The organism is Aquimarina sp. BL5, assembly GCF_003443675.1.
Taxonomy (GTDB): domain Bacteria; phylum Bacteroidota; class Bacteroidia; order Flavobacteriales; family Flavobacteriaceae; genus Aquimarina.
Genome location: NZ_CP031963.1, coordinates 1739393 through 1761619 on the forward strand (window position 1 = coordinate 1739393; position 22227 = coordinate 1761619).

21 protein-coding genes are annotated in these 22227 nt (G+C 31.6%); 13 read left to right on the forward strand and 8 right to left on the reverse strand.

Annotated features, from left to right (window positions below; all coding sequences use genetic code 11):
- Positions 1 to 140: 140 nt before the first annotated feature.
- The 7 genes from fabV (at position 141) to D1818_RS07525 (ending at position 6826) form a co-directional block, all read left to right on the forward strand.
- On the forward strand, positions 141 to 1334 hold the full coding sequence (gene fabV / locus D1818_RS07495; protein WP_118457566.1) for an enoyl-ACP reductase FabV: 1194 nt from the start codon (positions 141 to 143) through the stop codon (positions 1332 to 1334).
- A gap of 149 nt (positions 1335 to 1483) precedes the next feature.
- Positions 1484 to 1951 (forward strand): hypothetical protein, encoded by a 468-nt coding sequence (locus D1818_RS07500; protein WP_118457569.1) that lies wholly within the window; start codon positions 1484 to 1486, stop codon positions 1949 to 1951.
- Between the two features lie 350 nt (positions 1952 to 2301).
- Positions 2302 to 3681, forward strand: a complete 1380-nt coding sequence (locus D1818_RS07505; RefSeq protein WP_118456823.1) for an IS110 family transposase — start codon at positions 2302 to 2304, stop codon at positions 3679 to 3681.
- Positions 3682 to 3706: 25 nt separating this feature from the next.
- Positions 3707 to 4354 (forward strand): hypothetical protein, encoded by a 648-nt coding sequence (locus D1818_RS07510; protein WP_118457571.1) that lies wholly within the window; start codon positions 3707 to 3709, stop codon positions 4352 to 4354.
- Between the two features lie 228 nt (positions 4355 to 4582).
- Complete coding sequence (locus D1818_RS07515) at positions 4583 to 5461, forward strand: GNAT family N-acetyltransferase (RefSeq protein ID WP_118457573.1); 879 nt, start codon at positions 4583 to 4585, stop codon at positions 5459 to 5461.
- A 166-nt stretch (positions 5462 to 5627) separates the two neighbouring features.
- Positions 5628 to 6029 (forward strand): ACT domain-containing protein, encoded by a 402-nt coding sequence (locus D1818_RS07520; protein WP_118457575.1) that lies wholly within the window; start codon positions 5628 to 5630, stop codon positions 6027 to 6029.
- A 119-nt stretch (positions 6030 to 6148) separates the two neighbouring features.
- Positions 6149 to 6826, forward strand: a complete 678-nt coding sequence (locus D1818_RS07525; RefSeq protein WP_118457577.1) for a DUF4386 domain-containing protein — start codon at positions 6149 to 6151, stop codon at positions 6824 to 6826.
- A gap of 44 nt (positions 6827 to 6870) precedes the next feature.
- Here the strand turns inward: D1818_RS07525 and D1818_RS07530 are convergent, their stop codons facing one another.
- The 8 genes from D1818_RS07530 to D1818_RS07560 form a co-directional block, all read right to left on the reverse strand.
- Positions 6871 to 7971 (reverse strand): DUF4056 domain-containing protein, encoded by a 1101-nt coding sequence (locus tag D1818_RS07530; protein ID WP_118457579.1) that lies wholly within the window; start codon positions 7969 to 7971, stop codon positions 6871 to 6873.
- 28 nt (positions 7972 to 7999) lie between these two features.
- Positions 8000 to 8758: a M48 family metallopeptidase gene (locus D1818_RS07535; protein ID WP_118457582.1), complete on the reverse strand. Its 759-nt coding sequence runs from the start codon at positions 8756 to 8758 to the stop codon at positions 8000 to 8002.
- Entirely contained in the window at positions 8725 to 9828 is a 1104-nt protein-coding gene (locus D1818_RS07540) for a glycosyltransferase family 2 protein (protein WP_118457584.1), read from the reverse strand. The genes D1818_RS07535 and D1818_RS07540 overlap by 34 nt, the downstream gene beginning before the upstream one ends.
- Positions 9825 to 10445, reverse strand: coding sequence for a 1-acyl-sn-glycerol-3-phosphate acyltransferase (locus D1818_RS07545; protein ID WP_118457586.1), 621 nt, complete (start codon positions 10443 to 10445; stop codon positions 9825 to 9827). Before D1818_RS07545 ends, D1818_RS07540 begins: the two co-directional genes overlap by 4 nt.
- Entirely contained in the window at positions 10442 to 11014 is a 573-nt protein-coding gene (locus D1818_RS07550; protein ID WP_158597041.1) for a carotenoid biosynthesis protein, read from the reverse strand. The genes D1818_RS07545 and D1818_RS07550 overlap by 4 nt, the downstream gene beginning before the upstream one ends.
- 90 nt (positions 11015 to 11104) lie before the next feature.
- Complete coding sequence (locus tag D1818_RS25265) at positions 11105 to 11254, reverse strand: hypothetical protein (protein WP_158597040.1); 150 nt, start codon at positions 11252 to 11254, stop codon at positions 11105 to 11107.
- On the reverse strand, positions 11251 to 11949 hold the full coding sequence (locus D1818_RS07555) for a lycopene cyclase domain-containing protein (protein ID WP_118457591.1): 699 nt from the start codon (positions 11947 to 11949) through the stop codon (positions 11251 to 11253). The genes D1818_RS25265 and D1818_RS07555 overlap by 4 nt, the downstream gene beginning before the upstream one ends.
- A gap of 21 nt (positions 11950 to 11970) precedes the next feature.
- The gene (locus tag D1818_RS07560; protein ID WP_118457593.1) at positions 11971 to 12807 is read right to left on the reverse strand and encodes a phytoene/squalene synthase family protein; all 837 of its coding nucleotides are present in this window, start codon (positions 12805 to 12807) and stop codon (positions 11971 to 11973) included.
- Positions 12808 to 13354: 547 nt separating this feature from the next.
- Between D1818_RS07560 and D1818_RS07565 the strand changes: the two genes are divergently transcribed.
- The 6 genes from D1818_RS07565 to D1818_RS07590 all read left to right on the forward strand — a co-directional run bounded on the left by D1818_RS07565 (position 13355) and on the right by D1818_RS07590 (position 22125).
- A complete protein-coding gene (locus D1818_RS07565) occupies positions 13355 to 14326 on the forward strand; it encodes a nitronate monooxygenase family protein (protein ID WP_118457595.1) in 972 nt (323 codons plus the stop codon).
- Between the two features lie 131 nt (positions 14327 to 14457).
- Positions 14458 to 14802, forward strand: a complete 345-nt coding sequence (locus tag D1818_RS07570) for a 5-carboxymethyl-2-hydroxymuconate Delta-isomerase (protein WP_118457597.1) — start codon at positions 14458 to 14460, stop codon at positions 14800 to 14802.
- Positions 14803 to 14813: 11 nt separating this feature from the next.
- A complete protein-coding gene (locus D1818_RS07575) occupies positions 14814 to 15608 on the forward strand; it encodes an AraC family transcriptional regulator (RefSeq protein ID WP_118457599.1) in 795 nt (264 codons plus the stop codon).
- A 72-nt stretch (positions 15609 to 15680) separates the two neighbouring features.
- Positions 15681 to 17039 (forward strand): S41 family peptidase, encoded by a 1359-nt coding sequence (locus tag D1818_RS07580; RefSeq protein WP_118457601.1) that lies wholly within the window; start codon positions 15681 to 15683, stop codon positions 17037 to 17039.
- 236 nt (positions 17040 to 17275) lie between these two features.
- A complete protein-coding gene (locus tag D1818_RS07585; RefSeq protein ID WP_120752448.1) occupies positions 17276 to 17803 on the forward strand; it encodes a hypothetical protein in 528 nt (175 codons plus the stop codon).
- Positions 17804 to 18315: 512 nt separating this feature from the next.
- Positions 18316 to 22125, forward strand: coding sequence for a M48 family metallopeptidase (locus tag D1818_RS07590; protein ID WP_118457605.1), 3810 nt, complete (start codon positions 18316 to 18318; stop codon positions 22123 to 22125).
- Positions 22126 to 22227 lie beyond the last annotated feature (102 nt).

The window sequence follows — 22227 nt, forward strand, 5'->3', positions numbered from 1 at the left end:
ACGCTTGTTTAGAAGTCAATTACTATTTTAATTATCTGGTTATTTAATAGTTTATCTATTGGTAAAAATAACCAGATAATTTCTTTGGAAATCCATACTTTTTAGGCTATGTTCGTAGTTTCAGAAAAGAATTTTACACAATGATCATAGAACCTAGAACTCGCGGATTCATTTGCCTAACTGCACATCCAAAAGGGTGCGAACAAAATGTAATAAACCAAATAAATTATATTAAATCCAAAGGGACCATAGACGGACCAAAAAAAGTACTTGTTATTGGTGCTTCTACAGGTTTTGGTTTAGCTTCCAGAATAACCAGTGCATTTGGTGCTAATGCCGCTACGATTGGTGTGTTTTTAGAAAAACCTCCTAAACCAAACAGACCAGCTTCTCCAGGATGGTATAATAGTGCTGCTTTTGAAACACAGGCTCATAAAGCTGGATTATATGCTAAGAGTATTAACGGAGATGCTTTTTCTAATGAAATTAAACAACAAACTATAGAACTCATCAAACAAGATCTTGGACAAATAGATTTAGTTATTTATAGTTTAGCCTCACCAGTAAGGGTACATCCAGAAACTGGAGTAAAACACAAATCTGTTTTAAAACCGATTGGTGATACTTATATTAATAAAACAGTAGATTTTCATACTGGAGACATATCTCAGGTATCCATTGAACCTGCTACAGAAGAAGATATAGAAAACACTGTGACAGTAATGGGTGGAGAAGATTGGCAGTTCTGGATTGATGCGTTACAAAAAGAAAATTTATTAGCTCCAGAAGCTAAAACTGTCGCCTACTCATATATCGGCCCAAAACTTACCGAACCTGTTTACAGAAAAGGAACTATCGGCAGCGCTAAAGATCATTTAGAAGCTACTGCATTTGACATTACCAAATCGCTTAATGGTATTAATGGAAAAGCATATGTTTCTGTAAATAAAGCACTAGTTACTCAAGCTAGTTCAGCTATTCCGGTAATTCCTCTATATATTTCTCTGTTATACAAAATAATGAAGGAAAATAACATCCACGAAGGTTGTATAGAGCAAATGCAACGATTGTTTGCGGATAGATTATATAGTGGTGACGACATTGCCACCGATGATCAAGGTAGAATACGTGTTGATGATTGGGAAATGCGAGAAGATATTCAGGCTAAAATAAAAGAATTATGGGATAATGCTACAACTGAAACCTTAGCAACTATAGGTGATCTAGAAGGATATAGTAATGATTTCTTTAATCTATTTGGATTTAAGGTAGCTGGAGTAGATTATGATCAAGATGTAAACGAAGTAGTAGAAATTCCTGGATTACAGTCTTAGTTTCTCCCTCTATATTTGTATAAAACGGCATCCCCTTTATCATTGATTTAGGGGATTTTTCTTTTATATTTATAAACAAAAAGATTATATACGTAATGCTACATATATAAATATGTTTTGCGTAATTGGAGAAAATGACAAATATCTGAATGAGAAACCTATTAATAATATCACTAATATTTCTAATATTTGGATGTGCTAAAGAAAAAGAATTACCTATAAATCAAAGGGTCGAAAAATTTAAAGTTTCTGAATGCAGAACAGATTGTGGGATTGAATCCATTGGAGTTCGGACCAATATGACTAGAAATAACAGCTTAAAAGTAAAATTAGGTTATATCGTAAACTGTTCTTGGAAAGAAGGGTATTTAAAACATATTATTGAACGGAATGATACATTGATTATTGAGTTGGACAGGCCTCATTCTGATAATGGAGAGTATCCAATGACGCTTTGTAATTGTTTTATATATTTTGATTTTGTTATTAGAGATTATAATAAAATACCAAAAGCAATTCGCATTGTTGACTTGTTTGAGGATAATAAATATTGGGATGAAAAAACTCCTATAGAAATAGTAGATGATGTTGAAGAAGTTATTATTGATAAAACATAAACCGCATACAAAACTATCTAACAATACATAGTCACCAAGTCAGCAATGTTTGTTATACTTAACGTTAGCAGAAATTCTCCACATAAAGAAACTCTATTAATTTCTTTTGCTAACGTTACGAAGTCCCGAACTTTATTGTGATCCTATGAAAGGCCGATTTTTAAACTGATGCATAATAGCTCGGGCGTAATTCTGGTTGAAATGTAAAAGCCTCTGAATTCGTGGTTCAGAGGCTTGTTGATAATTTCAGTGGTGGAACTGATTGCTCAGTTACCCCGTTCAGAATAATTTTCAAGTACAAAGTTACATTTCCTTAGGGTCATTTTTTATGAATCTTTAATTTTTTTAAAATGGAAAGAAAAATGAAACTAGGAATGGATGTGGTGAATTTCAATGCAGCAGGAATTGATATTGGAAGTCGTTCTCATTATGCTGCTATTGGTCAAGAGTTAGAAGATGTAAAAGAGTTTGGCGTATATGCTGAGGATTTGACTTCATTATGTGAGTGGTTTGTGAGCAACGATGTAACTACTGTAGCTATGGAATCTACAGGAGATTATTGGCAGAATCTATATACGGAACTTATTAGTTTTGGTTTTGAGGTAGTACTAGTCAATGGGAAATTCACTAAAAATGCCAAAGGAAAAAAGACCGATGTGAAAGATTGTAGATGGATACAAAAACTACATACTCTTGGGCTACTTACGGGAAGTTTTCTACCAGATCTTGTTACTGAACATTTACGAACATATTGCCGACAAAGAACAAATTGGATTGAACTTGCTTCATCTGCAACACATAAAATGCAGAAATATCTAAAACTACTGAACTTCAGATTGGATGTAGTAGTCAAAGATGTTTGCGGACTTACTGGAATGAAAATCATTGAAGATATCTGTAAAGGTAATCTTGATCCATATAACCTAGCAGAACATCGGCATTTTAACTGTAGAAAACCTAAAGAAGAAATTGCAAAAGCGCTACACGGTAATAATAGAGAAGACTTCCTTTTTGGATTGCAACAAGAGCTCAAAAGTTATCAATTCTTCCAAAGAAACATAAAAGCTTGTGACAAAAAGATTGAGCAGTTTATAAAACAAGAACTCAAACAATATCCCGAAAGAAAAAAACTCAAAACAACAGAAAAAACTTATAAAAGAATCAATAAAAATGCTCCTAAAATTAAAAATATGAATCAAATTGCTTTTAGATATTTTGATGGTGTTGACCTTTTTGCAATTGAAGGATTGAGTCATTCATCCATTCTTAGCATTATGAGCGAAATTGGACCTGAAGGTTTTAAAAAATTCCCTACTGCTAAACATTTTACCTCTTGGCTAAGGTTGGCTCCCAACAACAAAATATCTGGAGGAAAAATACTAAGTAATAGAGTGCCCAAAGGAAGTAACAGACTCAAAATAGCACTCAGGCAAGCAGCAAATGCTATTGGAAACTTAAAAGATACTCATCTTTCTGATTTTTTCAGAAGAGTAGCCTACAGGAAGGGAAGGCACTCAGCGGTAAGCGCAACAGCTAGAAAGTTGGCAGTAATAATATGGAATATGATAACTAAGAAAATACAATACCAACCGCCTAAACTATATTTATTCCTCGATCAAAAAAGAAAACTAGGGCTTGTCAAAAGAATTAAAAAACAAATCGATAAATTTGACTTAAAACCCGAAGATTTAGGGTTTAACAACAGCATAATAATCAATAAACAAAATTGACGTTAGTCAGAATTTGAAAAGATAAATGAGAAAATTATTAATAGTGCTTTTTGGAATTTTACAATATTATAATTGTTATGCTGATGCAGGAAATGCGTACAGGTATAAATTAAAAGCTGAATTGAGTGACTCTAAAATTCTAACAGGTTATGTTTATCATTACACGTATGGAGAACCTTATGATTCTAAAAAATCTTCTTTTTGTGATTATATTCACAGTAATTTCAACAGTACGCTCATTATTTATACAGAAGTCAAATCCTTAAAATTAAGTGAATCATCTGAAATGGACTTTGCCTTAAGTTCAAATAAAATCACATTCGATATTGAAGAAATACTAGATGTTTTATTAATTAATAAACTTGAATTTCCTGCTGGAGATAGAGTTCATATCCTAGACTCGAAAGTTGACTATCAATATTTACAAAAAGCACCACTAAATATAGATTCTGTTTATAGTGAATGGATGGAAAATTGTGGTATATCTTTAATAAATTGGTCACTTAAAAACGACATATCCAAAATAAAAAGTAAGATTACTAAAGAGGTTAATGCATTTTATGACGTAAAAAATGATGTTCTTAATAATGAAATAAACTCATACTATTCTAACTTAAAAAAAGAACTGTCGGCAAAAAAAATAATCTTTATCTACAGCTGCGAAGCTTTATAAAAAACACAATTCACAAAGCTATAAATTTTGATTATAAATGATTTATGATTAAACCGAAAGATCTATGAATATGAATAAAGTCTATAACTTCTAATCATATCATAATCTTCATTCTTTCTTTTAGAAAATTAAACATATTCTATTTCAAACGTAAGATTTGTATATTGCATATGACCTGATCTGAATACGGATTCTATACGGAACGTTCGTAGTAATTTAAAAATCGAAATGGAAATTAATACTTTAATAGGAATAGACACAAAAGATATTCTAAATGTATTCAACGAATCATTTTCAGATTATTTTATTCCTTTTCAGTTAACAGAAGAACAACTGAATTCAAAAATGTTAGCCGATAAGGTTCATCTTAACTTATCTGTTGGAGTTTTTGAAGATAAAAAACTAATTGCTTTTATATTACACGGTTTTGATAAAATCAATAATGAAAAAATAGTATATAACGGAGGTACAGGGGTTATCCCAAAGAAAAGAGGTTTAGGATTAACCAAACAGATGTATAATTTTATTTTACCCGTCTTAAAAGAAAAAGGAATTAATAAATCATTCCTTGAGGTCATTTCTAAAAATACACCAGCCATTAAGTCTTATAAAAAATCTGGTTATAAAATTGAAAGAGAGTTAAACTGCTACAAAGGAGAAATAGTTATTTCTAACTTAAACAACAATTTAGAAATTTATAAACTACAAGATTATGACTGGATCTTAATGCAATCATTTTGGGATATCACTCCTACTTGGCAAAACTCAAATAATGTTGTCGATCAATTAAAAAATACTAATATTTCACTAGGTGCTTATATTAAAAATCAACTAGTTGGATATATTATTTACAATCCAAATAATAAAAGGTTACAACAAATCGCGATAGATAAAAACTTTAGACAACGAAAAATAGCCTCAACGTTAATGTCTAAATTAATAGAGGATTATGGGCAAACATGCTCAATTATAAATGTAGATAAAAGCTCAAAAAGCGTTGATGCTTTTTTACAAAAAATAGGATTTAAAATAAATCTGGAACAGCTAGAAATGAAATTACAATTAGATAAAACTAATGCTAATGAGGTATCTAAAAAATGTGCCTGATGCTTAAAAGAATTGAAGCTTTTGCTTTCTAATTACCTAAAACAAAAACGTATATAATTAATAGCTAAAACATCTATCCCTGAATTTACAGTCGATTTGTTCCTTTTTGCTAACTTTAGTCCAATGTAACTGCAGCTGAAGTTACATTGGACTAAACCTAAACTAAATGGCTGGAGAAACAAATATCTCTGAATTATTAAAAGGAATGACTCCTAAACTGAATATAGGAGAATATGTATTTTCTACTGTAAAGGATATAAGTAAGATCAATCGAAATGATACTATTTGTGAGTTCAAAGAAAAAGAAGGAACGACCATTGTTATTGAGAGGACAAAAGCAGACGAAATAAATTTAAATTACGAATATATTGCTTCCTGGATAACATTAATGATACACTCATCACTTGATGCTGTTGGTTTAACAGCAATATTTTCTACAGAATTAGCTAAGCATAATATAAGCTGTAATGTTATTGCTGGGTATTATCATGATCATATTTTTGTTGATACAAAAGATTCAAAAAGAGCGATTGAAGTTTTAGAAAAATTAGCTAATAATGCTGAATAAAATCAGTTATTAATTGGTATGATCAATCACTTCTGTTTGTACTAAGAAAGGTTAGCACTAATTTCAAAGTAACAAATCAATGACTGAATCGTCTTTCAAGTACTAATCAACCAACGAAAATGGAATTCCCAAAAAAAACTGCTCGACTTACAGGCTTCATCGGAATTATCGTATTAGTGTCTGGTTCTTTAGCTCATTCAATTAACACAAAGCTTTTAAACTTTGACAATGCTATAGAAACCACTAATAACATTCTTTCTTCAGAATCGTTATTTCGCTTAAGTTTCGTTAGTGGTTTGATTATGGAAACTGTTTTTGTTTTTTATGCTTTCTTTTTGTATAAATTATTGAGACCAGTCAACAAAAATAATGCTACTTTGATGTTGATTTTAGCTTTATTACCAGTTCCAATATTTTTAATGAATCAACTAAATCTATTCGCCGTATTACTTTCTGCCAAAGAACAGATGCAAGAACAAATGATGTTTTATATCAATCTAAATAAGAATGGCGGATTTATTGTTTCGATTTTTTTCGGCCTATGGTTACTTCCCTTAGGTTATCTTGTATTTAAATCTAGTTACCTTCCCAAAATACTGGGAATTTTTCTAATGATTGGATGTTTCGGGTATTTAATAAATTTCATTCAAGGTTTTCTATTTCCCGGGACAGAAGCAACGCTATGGACAAATCCTGTACTAATCATTACTCACATTTCTGAATTATTATTGATGTTGTGGTTATTAATTATGGGAATTAACGTTAAGAAATGGAATCTATTGATTCGTAAAACATAAAAATCCAGTTCTATATTCAATCAGGATTAATTTGCAAAAGACACTTACTTCTGAGCACTCAGTTTCTTTTCTGCAAATATATTTTGTTCCATAACTTGTAACTCATCGGTAATTGTATCCAACAATATCTCAAAGTCATCTTGGTTGATAAGGTCACTTTCTCTACCCGGAAAAATTTCTTCTACAGGAAACCTATAATTAAGATCAATAGTAAATTGATAAAAGTTGGTAAGTAACTCATCTTTGCTATTTAAAAGAGGAACTTCTAAAATAACTGAATCATTATTGCTATTTACCAGATTAGGAACTATCCAAGGACGACTTGAATTAAGAACATCAGGATCTCTCTTTAGTGTAATATTTTTACTAGGTATTCGCTTTTTATTCGTGTACCACTTATTATTAATCGCGTCATAAGCATCGTACGTTTCTTTTGCCGTCTTTACAACATCTAAACTATCTAATGTAGATTCGATAATCATTGTTGCTGCCTTATTAAAAGGAAGTTCTGAATGCAACGTCTTCATCCCTATATGTATTCCAAGTAAATTTGAATATACATCCTCCACCGAAAAGCTAGAAAATTTTTCTGGTATAAAAGGAATGGTTGATGCCCCAAACCAAGTAGAAATCTCATGCCATAGAGAAAGATCATATGTTATTTTTCCTGCTAATAGAATACAATCACTATTACTAAGCTGTTCTGGTACGTTTAGATATAAAGTCTTACGGCCTGCTTCTTTTCGTAAAGGCAAAATTACTTCACCTTTTCCCCTACTATTTAGAATAGTAGTGTATAAATAGCGAGTCCAATCAATTTGATCTCGCATATGACCAATGTCGATAAAGCCACCTTTGTTAGTATAAATAGTTCCAGTGCCTTCCTTTTTATTACCCATATAATGATGTTCATTCAGATCATCAATGTTGATCACCTGATCAATAGAAACAAATGGCACCCCCCATATTTTCAAATCATAACCAAAAGCGCAACAGGCTCGAATAATACGTGGAGGAGTTTTTCCTGTATTAACAATGTCTTCCTTCTCATTTTGAGCATGCATCGTTATTGGAGTAACAATAAAACATAGTAGAATAAAGAATTTTATACTATCTAATGTTATTTTATAAATGATAAATTTCATAATACTAGATATGCTAAATAATAAAATATTACAGGTTATTACGCTTTATCATATCCGGATATAATTCATCCTCAACCCACATAAAGTTGGGAAATATGCGCATAATTTTTTCATAACATAATTTAGCTCGTTGTATTTGATCGGTAGCTTCATATGCTTGTCCCAAAGCAGTCATTGTATTTATATACATCCAATTATTAACAACCAATCCCTGTTTTTCAAAACTTTTAACTGCCTTTACATAATATTCGATTGCCGCTGCTTTATCTCCTCCAAAAGCAGATGGTCTATAATACATGGAGTTTCCTTTTTCTATATTGCCCTGAATATTCTCTGGATCTAGTTCAATAGATTTGTCAATGTATTTCATGCTTTTCCTACCTAAGTAAATCGCTTTAAAATTTGAGATACCAATCGTAAACGCAATGTATGCTCCCTTATATGCCAGTAAAGTTGGATTTTCGGGAGATTCTTCTAATAACTTATCTATAATTTTTTCCGATTTATCTATATATTCTTCAGCGGTATCGTCTTTTTCTGCACCAATTAACCAAGCCGTATAACCATAGTAATAACTAATAAGTTCTAATTGTTCATCAAAACTACTATTCGAGCTTACATTTTTTTCGCAGGTATGCATTAATTCGTACCACACATCCATTTTACCTCTCGAATACGCTTTGTAAATTGGGTCACGGTATGGACTTTGAGAAAAGCTCAATTGTATTGAAAGCAACAAAACGCTGATTGTAATTACAAATCTTGTAATATATTTCGGTCTTTCCATATTAGTTTCTTCTGTTTATTATTTATCAGTCCTTTAATTATTATTAAAAGAAATACAATGTGCTGTGGTAGGACTAAAAGTAAGTTTTGAAAAATTGATTGTTGACTCGCCAACATTACAAAAAATCGAATGCAGGCAATGCCAGTAAGATATGCAGTTAACCACCAAAATCCCATCTGTGCGTACACTACGAATGGAGCGATGGTTGTTAAAATTGCAAAAGAAATAGTTACGAAAATACTATTTCCAAAAAATTGAAATATGTTTTTGATAAATCCTTCAATAGCATCATCCAGTCCAACATACATTCTGCAAGAAATATCATTGTCTCCTAAGCGCGCATCACTGGCAAGTCCTCTTTGTTTAAATAATCTAATAATAGCGATATCTTCTACTTTATGAGACTTATATTTTTCGTGTGGCCATATTGCTTTATAAGTAGCTGCTTTAAACATCATAAATTGCCCGTTGGCAGCTGAAAAAACTTTGTTTTTTGACTTTCGAATTAGATAAATTGGAAGTATACTCAACAAAACCCAGTTCATTAAGGGTACAGAAACTTTTTCTCCGAAAGACTTTACTATTTGTTTTGGAAATATCGACAACAAATGAAGTTCGTGTTTCTGAAGATAACTAACACTACGTTTAATCACATCCTTTTTAACACTTACATCTGCATCTAAAAAGAGTAATAAATCACCCGTAGCTGCTTGCGCTAATTGATGACAGGCGTGATTCTTACCTAACCAACCTTGAGGAAGTTCATCTCCATTTAATAGTTTAATATTAGGTTTAAGTGATGCCCAATTCTGGATAATACTTTCCGTTTGATCGGTTGAGTGATCATTATAAACAATGATTTCTAGCATACTGTATTCAAACGCCGATAATTGCTCCAATAAAGTTCCGATATTATCTTCCTCATTACGAGCCGGTATTAAAATTGAAACACGAGGCACCGATGTTAACGAAGTTACCTTTGGTAAATAAGCAAACGACAGATAATTAACAAATGCTACAAGCAATCTGATAATAAGCAGGATTATTAGAAAATAACAGAAATAAATCATCTTACGCCTTGTTTTGTAAAACACGATTTCGCAAAACGATTAAATTCTCGTTCTACATCTTCAGCATTCGTATTCGTACTTATAGTATGTGTCTCGTAATATACAAACATATCAGGTCTAAGTTTAGTTCCATAGTTAATAAGGTTAATATTATAAACTAATTGGAAATCATTTTTCATATTCTCTAGAATATGCGAAAGTAACCCTTTTTCGAAAGTAAACTCTCGTGTATATATACTCTGGATTTTTCCTTGAGGAAAAAATAAAAATAAATTCTCTTTATTCTGTAGCATTTCGACCGCATAATCAAGGCTTGCTATACTTGATCGCTTACCTTTGTTAATCGAACTAGCACCAATTTTGGTTAATAGCATATTTTTACTCAGCTCTTTTTCTAGCATCATAAAATTAAACCTTCGTTTAAAAACTTTGAAGTTTAATAGGATTTGAATAAAGCCATCATAAAATGAGAAATGATTACTGATCATAAGAATCGGCAACCCTTTTTCTTCGTAATCACCTTTATACTTTATACTACTGAAAAAAAAGCCTATTAGTATTTTTGTATAATACTTAGAAAACCTTACCCACGATTTACTATGATTAGCTCGTATCATTTGTTAGTATAAATATTAAGAACAACTAAAACTATAAAAAAACTGAACTGAACAAAAAATAACCAACGTGCAGGTCTATTTTGCGTATTCACCTTAAATCTCTGGATAACCCAATTAAAGATTAAAGCCATTAGGAACCAAACTACATAATTATTTATAGGTGGATCATTCTTTGAAAACATCCACATGTCCATTAAGGGAGCAGCTTTTTCCAGTAAGATATCATACAATACCATTAATAATGCTGCTCCTACAATAATAGGAATATTTTTGGATGTATACTTAGAGATAATACCATTGGAAGCATATGTTAAGAAAACCCAATTAAGGCCAATGGTAATAGGTACCTCAGCTATTTTGACACCAAGTCCTTTGCCATATTCATACACTCCGAATAATTTACCGGTCGCTACACCAATAATTTCGATCATAATACCCAATATAAAAATACTTCCTAAAATAGTAATCGTTTTTGTATTCCACTCTTTATGATGCGAAAAAACAGCTATAGAAACTAAAACCAGGGTGTAAGGTGTAATTACTATAAATAAATTGTGAGTAAAAGGCATGAAATATAAAGCTAAACCCACACAGTAAAAAACTATAAAAGTTATTGGCAGGCCTTCATTAACAATATATTTAACTATCCGGTTCATCTACTATTCAGGTATTTCATTAGCAATGGTTATAGCATTGGCTATATAAGATGACATTGTATTTTTTTCAAGTACAATCACTTCACCACCTTTGGCTACGATGTAAGCATTAGCAAAGCCACCAATTCCGGAATCAATCATTACAATCTTCATACCCTTTTAGTTTTTTTAAATCTCATTTCAAAAATATGAGTTAATGCCAAAGGTGATAAAAGCAGTGAAAAATTATAAAACATATCTTCAAGCGGAATTGAAAAAATATGAATTCCCAATATTACTTGAGGGTTATAATCAAAAACAGCTTGCTCAATCCCAGTACCCGTTAGGATTCCGTTTATGATAAAAAATGGGATGAGTAAAATCGGATATATTGCTAAATAGTGCTGTACTACTTCTCTGCTAAAATAATAACTTAGTAAAAGTATCGCAGGCAAAACCAAGAAATTAACAAAGGTATAGGTAAGATCTTGATGTAATAATGAAGTTATAACGGAGCCTATTACGATTAAAAAAGTTAAAACTTTTGTCCATTTTTCATTTAGCTTAAATTTTGGAAAATGAAATTGAACTGCATAAAACGAGAACGCACAAGCATATGGAATGGCAATGAAAAACAAATATTCTTCTAAAGGAAGCTTATTTATATAAATGCCAGAATTATAAATTGGGTTGAAAAACCAACATCCAATATGAGTAAAGATGATATCCCATGTCACAAAAATAATCATCGTTATTAAAATTGCAGGAAGTAGGTATTTCCAACGCTTATAGAGCTTAAGGTTTTTCTCGAAACTCAAAGCAAGCGGCCCAGCAAGTGATATAACAAGTATTATTAAATAAAGTGACATAGTTCGTAATTTTATGATGCTCTACGCCAGTTTAAGCTTCTTACTGATATAAATAGAGCCTAATGACCATATCTTAACTCTATTAGGAATTCGAATTCGCTCATTAAGTAATTTCTCTACAGGAGTACTCTCTATCTTAGTTGTAAGTTTAGTATAATAAAGATAAGCTGCATACACTCCTTTTTTTGAATTATCGGGTAGTTCTTTGATTCCCTCTAAAGCAACTCTGAAATCTTCATTAATATCAATAATGATTTTTTTCTTGATATCTTCAGTTAGTTTGTTATCCCTTAAGATTGGAAAGTAGATACGATGTAACTCATTGATATCATCATTGATATCTCGTAAGAAATTCACTTTCTGAAAAGCGGAACCTAAACGCATAGCGGCAGGTTTTAATGCCTGATAACGTTCTTCATCACCATTAACAAAAACTTTAAGACACATTAATCCAACTACATCTGCCGATCCATATATGTACGCTTTAATCTCATCATCATCAAACTCTTTCTTTGATAAATCGCTATGCATGCTTTTTAAGAAAGCCTGTATTAGTTCATCATCAATATTGTATTTACGAACCGTTATTTGAAACGAATTGAGGATAGGATTAAGACTTATACCTTGATCATAGGCTCGGTAGTAATCTTCTTCAAAATTCGAAAACAAAGTGGCTTTATCGTAATCGTGAAATGTGTCAACAATTTCATCTGCAAAACGAACAAAACCATAAATACTATAGATGCTATCTCTTATTGATTTATCAAACAGTTTAATACCCATTGAAAATGAAGTACTGTAATTCTGTGTAACAATTTTACTACACCTAAATGATACATCATCAAATAATTCCTTCATTTACTGCTTTTTAAATTTTTTTAATGCAATTATGATGATACATCATCATAATTATCAATACTTAAAAGTATTACTTCAGTCTAATTTCCTCTATAAGAGAGATATATCTGAAGAGCTAGTTACGCATTAAAACTATTTAATTCTTCTTACTTTATATTTTGACAAGTTAATATCGTCTGCAAAAGTAATCATCTTTTTCAAACTCGCCTACTTTTTAAATAAGCAATTACACTATCCTCTATACCTCTATGAGTTTGGTTTGGTTATCTTTAGAGTTTAACAATTAAATATTAGAAGTACTTATTCTAAAAAATATTACTTACCAAGATAATGGATATAATCAAATTACTATAGACGATCTCAGAGATTAATATCACGAAAAGCTTGTTAAGGAATATCCTGAATATCAAAAAAACTGATAGCGATATATAGCAAATAAAATGGCCAAGTTTAATCCAAAAGCTTATATTTATTTACAAAGTTTACAAATCATTTGATTTCGTATTAAGAAAAAAACAATTGAACTTGACTATTAAAAAGTAATTTAATGAGAACTAAGATAACTGAACTGTTTGGTATTGAACATCCTATTATGCAAGGAGGAATGCACTACGTTGGCTTTGCTGAATTGGCTGCTGCCGTTTCTAATGCAGGTGGTATTGGTACAATTACAGGATTAACCCAAAAAACTCCCGCTGATTTAGCAAACGAAATTGCAAAATGTAAGGACTTGACCGATAAACCTTTTGCAGTAAATCTAACATTTTTACCTACCGTTAACGCTCCAGATTATCCAGGCTACGTTAAAGCCATTATTGAAGGCGGAGTAACCGTTGTAGAAACAGCAGGACGAAATCCACAAGAGGTACTACCATATCTAAAAGATGCAGGAATTAAGATCATTCACAAATGTACTTCTGTAAGACATGCTCTAAAGGCTCAGTCTATTGGTTGCGATGCAGTCTCCGTTGATGGTTTCGAGTGTGGTGGTCATCCGGGAGAGGATGATATTCCGAACATGATTTTGCTGCCACGCGCTCAAGAAGAATTAGAAATTCCATTTTTAGCTTCTGGCGGAATGGCAGATGCTCGCTCTTTAGTATCTTCTTTGGCTATGGGTGCCGAAGGTATAAATATGGGAACTCGTTTTATGGCTACCCAAGAAGCGCCTATCCATCAAAACGTAAAACAAGCCATTCTGGACGCTACCGAATTAGATACGCGTTTGGTAATGCGGCCGCTAAGAAATACGGAACGCGTAATGAACAATGCTGCAGTACAGCGATTACTAGAAAAGGAAGAAAAACTAGGAAAAGATATTCAGTTTAAAGATATCATTGAAGAAGTAGCAGGTGTATATCCTAAAATTATGATGGAAGGAGATATGGAGGTTGGAGCCTGGTCATGTGGTATGGTAGTAGGACTGATTCATGATATCCCGACCTGTAAAGAACTAATTGATCGTATTATGCAGGATGCACACAACTTAATTACTAAACGATTGAATGGTTTGCTGTAGGCCAAATAAATATACCATATAACAAGGATGGATTTGGATTATAAAAATTGGATTCACCAATATATTGTAAATCTGATCAGCTTTTGAATTATTATATTGAATTTATAAAAGTAAAATAATAGCACAATAATATGCCACATTTCGTAATTGATTGCTCAGAGAATATCATAACAATAGAATCACCAGAAAATATTATCCAGAAAGTGTATGATACAGCAGAGTCAACTGACCTTTTTGATAAAGGAGATATCAAAGTAAGAATTAATCCTTTTGAATTTTATACTATCGGAAATACTAAAGATGATTTTATTCACATTTTTGCCAATATTATGGAAGGAAGAACTTCAGCTCAAAAAAAGAACCTTTCTGAAAAAATTATTAATGAACTAAAATTAATGTTCCCTAACGTTCCAATCATTTCGATCAACATTAGGGATTTTGAAAAAGCAACATATTGTAATAAATCAATGGTATAAAAACACAAAATATGATAGCATTACATAAGGGAGAATACACAGGAGATATTATACATAGCACTTATATAGAAGGAAGTACGATTACTAATACCCTTTATGCTGTAAACAAAAATAATCCTGAGTGGCATTATCACGAGAATCTTCATATTTGTTTTGTGTTCGAAGGAGGAAAAGCAGAAACCAGGCATCAAACCTCCTACAGTAAAAAAGAAGGAAGTATTTTTTTTTATCATTCAGAAGAGAAACATAGATGGATCTCTCCCCTACCAGTTTCTAAAAGTGCTAATATAGAAATCGAACAGGGCTTTCTTCAAAAATATAATTTAACTGAAGCTGCTATTAAAAATGCTATTCTATCTAATATAAATGCGAAAGCTTTAATATTAAAAATTCAAAATGAACTGCTCGTTAAGGGTAACCATAATCATATAAATCTTCAGACATTATTGCTTGAGTTAGTATCACATCAAAAACAAAAAACGTATACCGAGCAACCCAGATGGGTAATACTACTTAACCAATTATTAAATGATAGCTGGAATGAGAGTATATCGTTACAAGAAATCGCAATACAAGTAGGCGCTCACCCAGTAACTATCTCAAAAAACTTCAGAAAATACTTTCATTGTAATTTAGGAGAATATCGACGAAAACTAAAAATCGAAAAAAGCATTGATTTAATTAAAAACACACAACTATCTCTTTCTGAAATTGCATTTCATTGCGGTTTTACAGATCAAAGTCATTTTATTAGAAACTTCAAAGAGCTTACAGGTTTCTTACCAAAGGATTACCGAAAGTTTTAAGAAATAGGCTAATTCCATTCTATTTTTGATGCACTGACACCACTACTTTTATAGCATCAAAAAACAAATATTATGAACATCAAATCTAAGAACAAAACAATCAAACACTTACTCACATTACTATTAATTATAACAATTCATTTAATGTCAATCGAAGCATTCTCGCAACAAAACGATATAAAATTTGTGGATACTAAGGAACTAACCACTCTTATAGATTCTATTTCGGCTATCGTGCAGCGATATTATATAGAACCAGAAACAGGAAGACAGATTGCAAACCACATTCTAGCTAAACATAAAAAAGGTCACTACGCTGATATCAAAAATCCGCAAGTACTATCGGACTCACTTAAAGAAGATCTTAGAGCTATTAATGGAGATCTACATATGAGTATGATTTATAAATCCCCAAGAGAAATTTCTACGGCTAATACTCCATCTATACAAGTAAATAAATCTGGACTTTGGACGAATTATGGATTAAATGAAATCAAAGTATTAGACGGAAATATCGGATATCTAAAAATTAAGCACTTTACGCGACACCAATTCTTAGAAAACATTAAACCTATCATAACAAGTGCTATCGAATCCTTAAAAAACACTGATGCTATTATTGTAGATGTAAGAAATAACGGTGGAGGTTTCGAAGATATGGTCGCATATTACATCAGTTATTTTGTTGATAGTAAAGATCCAATCCATCTTTCTGACTATAGATGTACATTGCACAATCACACCTATGGAGTTTCTACAGATCCGGATGTATTGGGAACCAAATTACCCAACACCAAACTATATGTACTGGTCAATGCCAATACCGGATCTGCCGCAGAATCATTCGCATACATGCTTAAACATATGGGTAGAGCCACAATTATTGGTGAAACAACTGCCGGTGCAGGAAATGGTGCTTCAAATCATAAGATTAATGATCGATTTACGATACAAGTATCCAGTGAAGAAACCATTAATGCTATAACCAAAACAAGTTTTGAAAAAACAGGAGTCATCCCTAATATAAAAACCAGTAGCATACAAGCATTTCCTTTAGGTTACAAACTTGCTTTAGAGTATGCTAAAGAGAATAACACAAGAAACATACATCCTTCTAATTATGACCATTTGATTGATTTTATCTCTATTCCTAAAAATAACACTTCAATAGATCAAGAAATGTACTCCAAATACCTAGGAATCTATAAGGGCGGAAGTATACACATCACAATCTCCTTAGAAAATAATATTCTATATGGCCAGATGAGAGCAAAAGGAGGTAAAATGGAATTAACCCTATTAGAAAATCACACTTTTAAAGTCGGTGACATTAAAGAGCGTATTCAATTTATACTAAACAGTAAAGGAGATGTAATAAAACTTATAGGTATTGATTCACCTATGGAACTCACGAAAGTTTTATATGATTAGTCAACTATCTCGGGGCAAGCCTCCGAGTATTAAACCCTTTGGCGGTGCCAATAAACTTAAAAAAGCACGCAATGAAATTTAGCTTCTCATCTAATTAATTAATGACGGGAAAAGCGGATCGACAATGAAAATATACTGAACCCAGGAAACTGAGAAAATCCGATTCCAAAAGAATATTTACCCCAAAAAAAAGTTAATCTAAAGATATGTAAAAAAACCACTAATTTTTAGAGCTTATGAATAAACCGATATGGCAAAAATCTACTATGATCACCCTGCGATTAACGATATACATGATATTATGCTCAATCATTCAAGGTTTTGCTCAAAATCAACAAGAAGTTGAACAAAAATTGAGAGATTCTATTCATACCGAGTTTATCAAAAACTATGATGATTGTTCTTTCTACAGCAAAAATGGAGTTACTAATTTTAATGGAAAAATTGAATTTTGGAAGATTTGCAAATTAAAAAATGGGAATAGAATCATTGAGATAGAATCCCATGAAGAAGCCACTTATTTTCAGGAAATTTATTTCGAAAAGAAAGGAAAACTGCTTTATGCAAGAGAAACTCAAAATTACAATCCTATCAATAGTTTCGAACAAATGAGATGGAACTGTGAGTTTTATATTAAAAATGATAAGGTAATTACCACCATGTCTCTTGGGCACGGAAAAACAGAAAATGAAGAATGGGACGAAAATGCGATTATAGAAATGTATTCTAAAAGATTAAATGAAATAGAAAAAATCCAGCGATAGCAACAAAAAAGATTCTTTACAGCCTCTTTTTTACTCTTTTGAAAGTATAATTCACTTGCTCTTGAATAAAAAAGACTCGATGTTGAGTAAAAAACATTCAAAATTGAATAAAAAACACTCAAAATCGAGTGAAAAACATTCAAAATCGAGTGAAAAACACTCGATGCTGAATCTAATTCATTGAAAATTATAGTCGCGATTCAGATTCAATTTCAATACGACTATTATGTCCATTGTTTTTCAAAAGTATGCAGTTTTTATAAGAATTGAATTATTTTTTACTATAATATCGACGAAATAATAGTCTTGATTCTTAGAAAAAAAATAAATTCTGGGGTAACATTTTGTATCAATTTGACACTTACCTAAGAACATCAACTTTAGTTAGTATACAACGGTATTTAGAAAAGTTAAATCATATCTCGTACTTTTAGAGTCTTTTACTTCCTTGTATACCTAATAGATGTTACACGTTATTTTTTTAAAATTGACTAACTACTAACATATTTTCTATGAAAAACTTCTACTCAAAAAGTTCTCACGACATACCAGAAGGTCTTACTAAACCCTCTTCTTCATTTAAAAAATTTGTGTGGCTTTCAGTTTTAGGATTGTTATTCTTTATTATTATCTATTTTACATTGATCATCTGGTTTGGTCGACTAGCATACTACTCATTTTTAGATGATGGTTCTTTTTGGAATTATGTACTAGCTGGAGGCTATGCTTTTCTTTGCTTATTTATGATCAAATCACTTTTTATTTTTAATAAAAGAGAAGAAAATCCATTAGATACATATATCACAGAAGAAAAAGAACCCGCTCTTTTTGACTATCTCTATAAATTGGCAGATGAGGCCGGTGCTCCAAGACCTAAAAAAGTTTTTCTTTCCTCCAGAGTAAATGCTAGTGTGTCATATGATCTTTCGATTGTAAATTTAATTTTTCCTTCTAAAAAAAACTTAGAAATTGGATTGGGCTTGATCAATGTGTTGAGTCTGGGAGAATTTAAAGCCGTACTGGCACATGAATTTGGTCATTTTGCCCAACGTTCTATGTTATTAGGTAGATATGTATATGTTGCTCAACAAATTGCAGTTCAAATCATCAATAAAAGAGATATTTTTGATAATTTTTTAGCTGGGATATCCAGCATTGATATTCGTATATCTTGGATAGGTTGGATATTATCAATACTTGTTTGGGCAGTTAGATCATTAATCGAAACTTGTTTTAGTATTGTTATCATAGCACAACGAGCATTATCCAGAGAAATGGAGTTTCAGGCAGACTTAGTAGCCGTTTCGTTAACGGGTAGTGATGCACTTATACATGCTTTATCTAAATTGCAAGTAGCTGATGAGGCATATGATCGCGCATTAAATGCAGTTAATACTAAATTAGAAGATAAAAAGGCTGTACATAACCTATTCAAATTACAGACCAATTATATAGAAAAAATGTCTTGGGTATTAAACGATCATTCTTATGGCAAATCTCCACAAATTGCAGACATCAATCCTGAGTCAAACAGAATCTTTGGAAATAGAATATTTAATCCTCCAAAAATGTGGTCTACACATCCAGCTGATCAAGATCGAGAAGAAAATGCTAAAAAAATATACATCGCTGCTGAAATAGATGAAAGGCCTGCTGAAATTTTGCTTTCTGATGCTACCAAATACGAAGTCGAAATGACAGCAAAACTAATCGCAACAGGTAAAATTGAAACAGAAATCATATCTGATGAAGAATCTATAGAATTTCAAAACAAAAAATATTTTAACTGGACTTTTTTAGATCCAAAATATCAATCAAATTTTTTAAATCGGTTTTTTACACTCAATTTTGAAAGTGTAGATCAAATGTATTCGTTAGATATAAACGATAGCGAAATAGCTTCTAATTTTGAATCTTTATACCAAACAAAGCTTTCTAAAAAACTTGATAATTTAAAGGAAGTTAAAGAAGAAATAGCTGCTATTAATCTTATTGTAAGTGGTCCAATTACTATAGAAAAAAGGGAAATTTGGCATCGAGGAGAAAGAATTAAAAGAAAAGATGTAAAAACGGTACTTAATAAATTAGCACAAGAAGAGGCATCAATATTGAATGAATTAAGCACTCATGATCTACTATGTAGATCTATCCATTATAAAACAGCTTCACTTTTAGATAGTAATTGGGCTAATTATCTAAAATCTATCGGTAGTTTAGTACATTATTCTGAACATGCAATAGCAGATATAGAAGATGCAGCAAGAAAATACCATAACGTAGTTTCTATAGCACTAGCTGATGGCAATGTGAGTTCAGAAGAACTTACAGCCATATTAAATGCCGGTAACGATTACTACAAATCTATTCGTTCTTCGTATCAAAAAAGTAAAAAAATACAATTGAATAAAGAACTTTTAGCAAATTCTAATAAAGAAAATTATGCTGACTTCTTTGAAGAGTTTAAACTTTCATCTCCAACAGGAGATAACATTAACAAATGGTCTCAGGTAATTGATGGTTGGGCTAATGAAGCTCTAAGTGGATTAAGTTTTCTAAGAAACTCATCCCTTGAACATTTATTGGACATAGAAGAAGATATAAAAAGTGCTTTCCTTAATAATACACCGATCGCAAGAAAAACTCCTGATGCAATTACTATAGTTGATTCCTATAAATTACTTACTCCCGGAACAGAAAGACCTATACAACGAAAACTAAAATTATGGGACCGATTTATGATGGGAGAAGGGTTTTTTGGAGCAACGGCAAAGTTTGCTATATCTTCCGTACTAATTGGAGGTGCCCTTTTTTTAGGAAGTTTTTCTCAATCCACTGATCTAACAATTTATAATGGATTAGAAATGGACGTAACCGTAATTGTCAATGGACAGGAAGAAATAAAAATACCTACAAAAAATAATAAATCTATTCCAATTGATTACAATACTGATTACGATATAATCACAAATGGACCTAACGGAGTAGAAATAGAAAGTTTTGTCGGAACCAGTGGTTCTCCAGGTCAAGAATACGTTTACAACATAGCAAATGCAGGTGTCTTCTTTGAATATACTGCATACTACGGATCCGGAAACAGTTTTATTCCGAAACAAAGAAATATCGGTGCAAAAAGATGGTTTAATAGTACCGCAGATTATGTTTTGAAAACACCTCCAGAAAGAGATGACATCGGTACTAAAAAAGATGTCCTTGTAGCGTATAGTGATATTAATCCCTATGATTTGGTCGCAATAGTTAGCGATTCTTTAGAGCTAAAAAAATTAATATATACTCATGTAAAATGGGATACTGCAGAAAGTATCAATATATTAAATTGGTTAAGTCTATTACAAATTTCGGATAAGCCACAAGACATAATTGATCAAAGGATACAAAATTTAGGAGATGATATGATCTCTAGAAGAGCAAAAATGGATTTAGCTGATACAAATGAAAAGAACATAATATGTAACCAGATAAATGAAGCATTTAGAAAAAACACTAATGACCCTGACTTGCACTACCTAAGTACCAGATGCTTAGATGATTCCGATAATCAAGACAACAAATTTACACAAGGATATGAACAATGGAACGATCATCCTTGGTTAGCATATGCCGCTGCACATATCTACGCAAAAAACGAAAATTGGGAAAAGAGTTTATCTGCTTTTAATTCGGCAAGTAACATTAACGGCTTAAAAGGAGTTATAGCACTTAACGCAGAGAGAGTAAGAAGAAAAGCTAGTAATAATGGGAAAAAAGAAAAGTTAAATTTCACATCTGATGATCTGGAATATTATTTAAACATAGACAATCATTCATTAACTAAATTTAGTAATGACCCTAACTATGCCTATGTGCTAATATCTCAAGGAAAATTAAACCAAGCATATGATTTTATAAAATCTTATGAAAGAGATAAACCATATATCATTCGTTTTCTATCAGTGTCAGATGGTGTATCTGAAGAGATCAAAAACGAAGCAAAATCACTAAATGATGATGAAGGAATTAGCAGTAATACTGTTTGGTATTCATTAGCATTTAATATCATAGAGAATAAAGACTATACTAAAAATTTGATGGATATAGAAAATATGGGAATTCCTAAAACAGATCTAGATCAATTTATCCAATCAATCATTTCTGACGACTACACCAAAGCAGAAAATATAATTAAACAACAACAATTATATTTCAAAGGATACATGTACGCCATAGGATATATAATAGGCAAATCAAAAGCTCCGGTTGCTTGGAAAAGCAATGCTAATGATCTATTATTTGCCCATGAGAAGCCATTTTTGGGGAAATCATAATTCAATTCTTTATATCTGATAGGAAATCATCTAAAGAAGCATTGTAAATTAGTAATGCAAAACTTAATAACAAGTTATCTAAAACTATAATGATCAATTGAT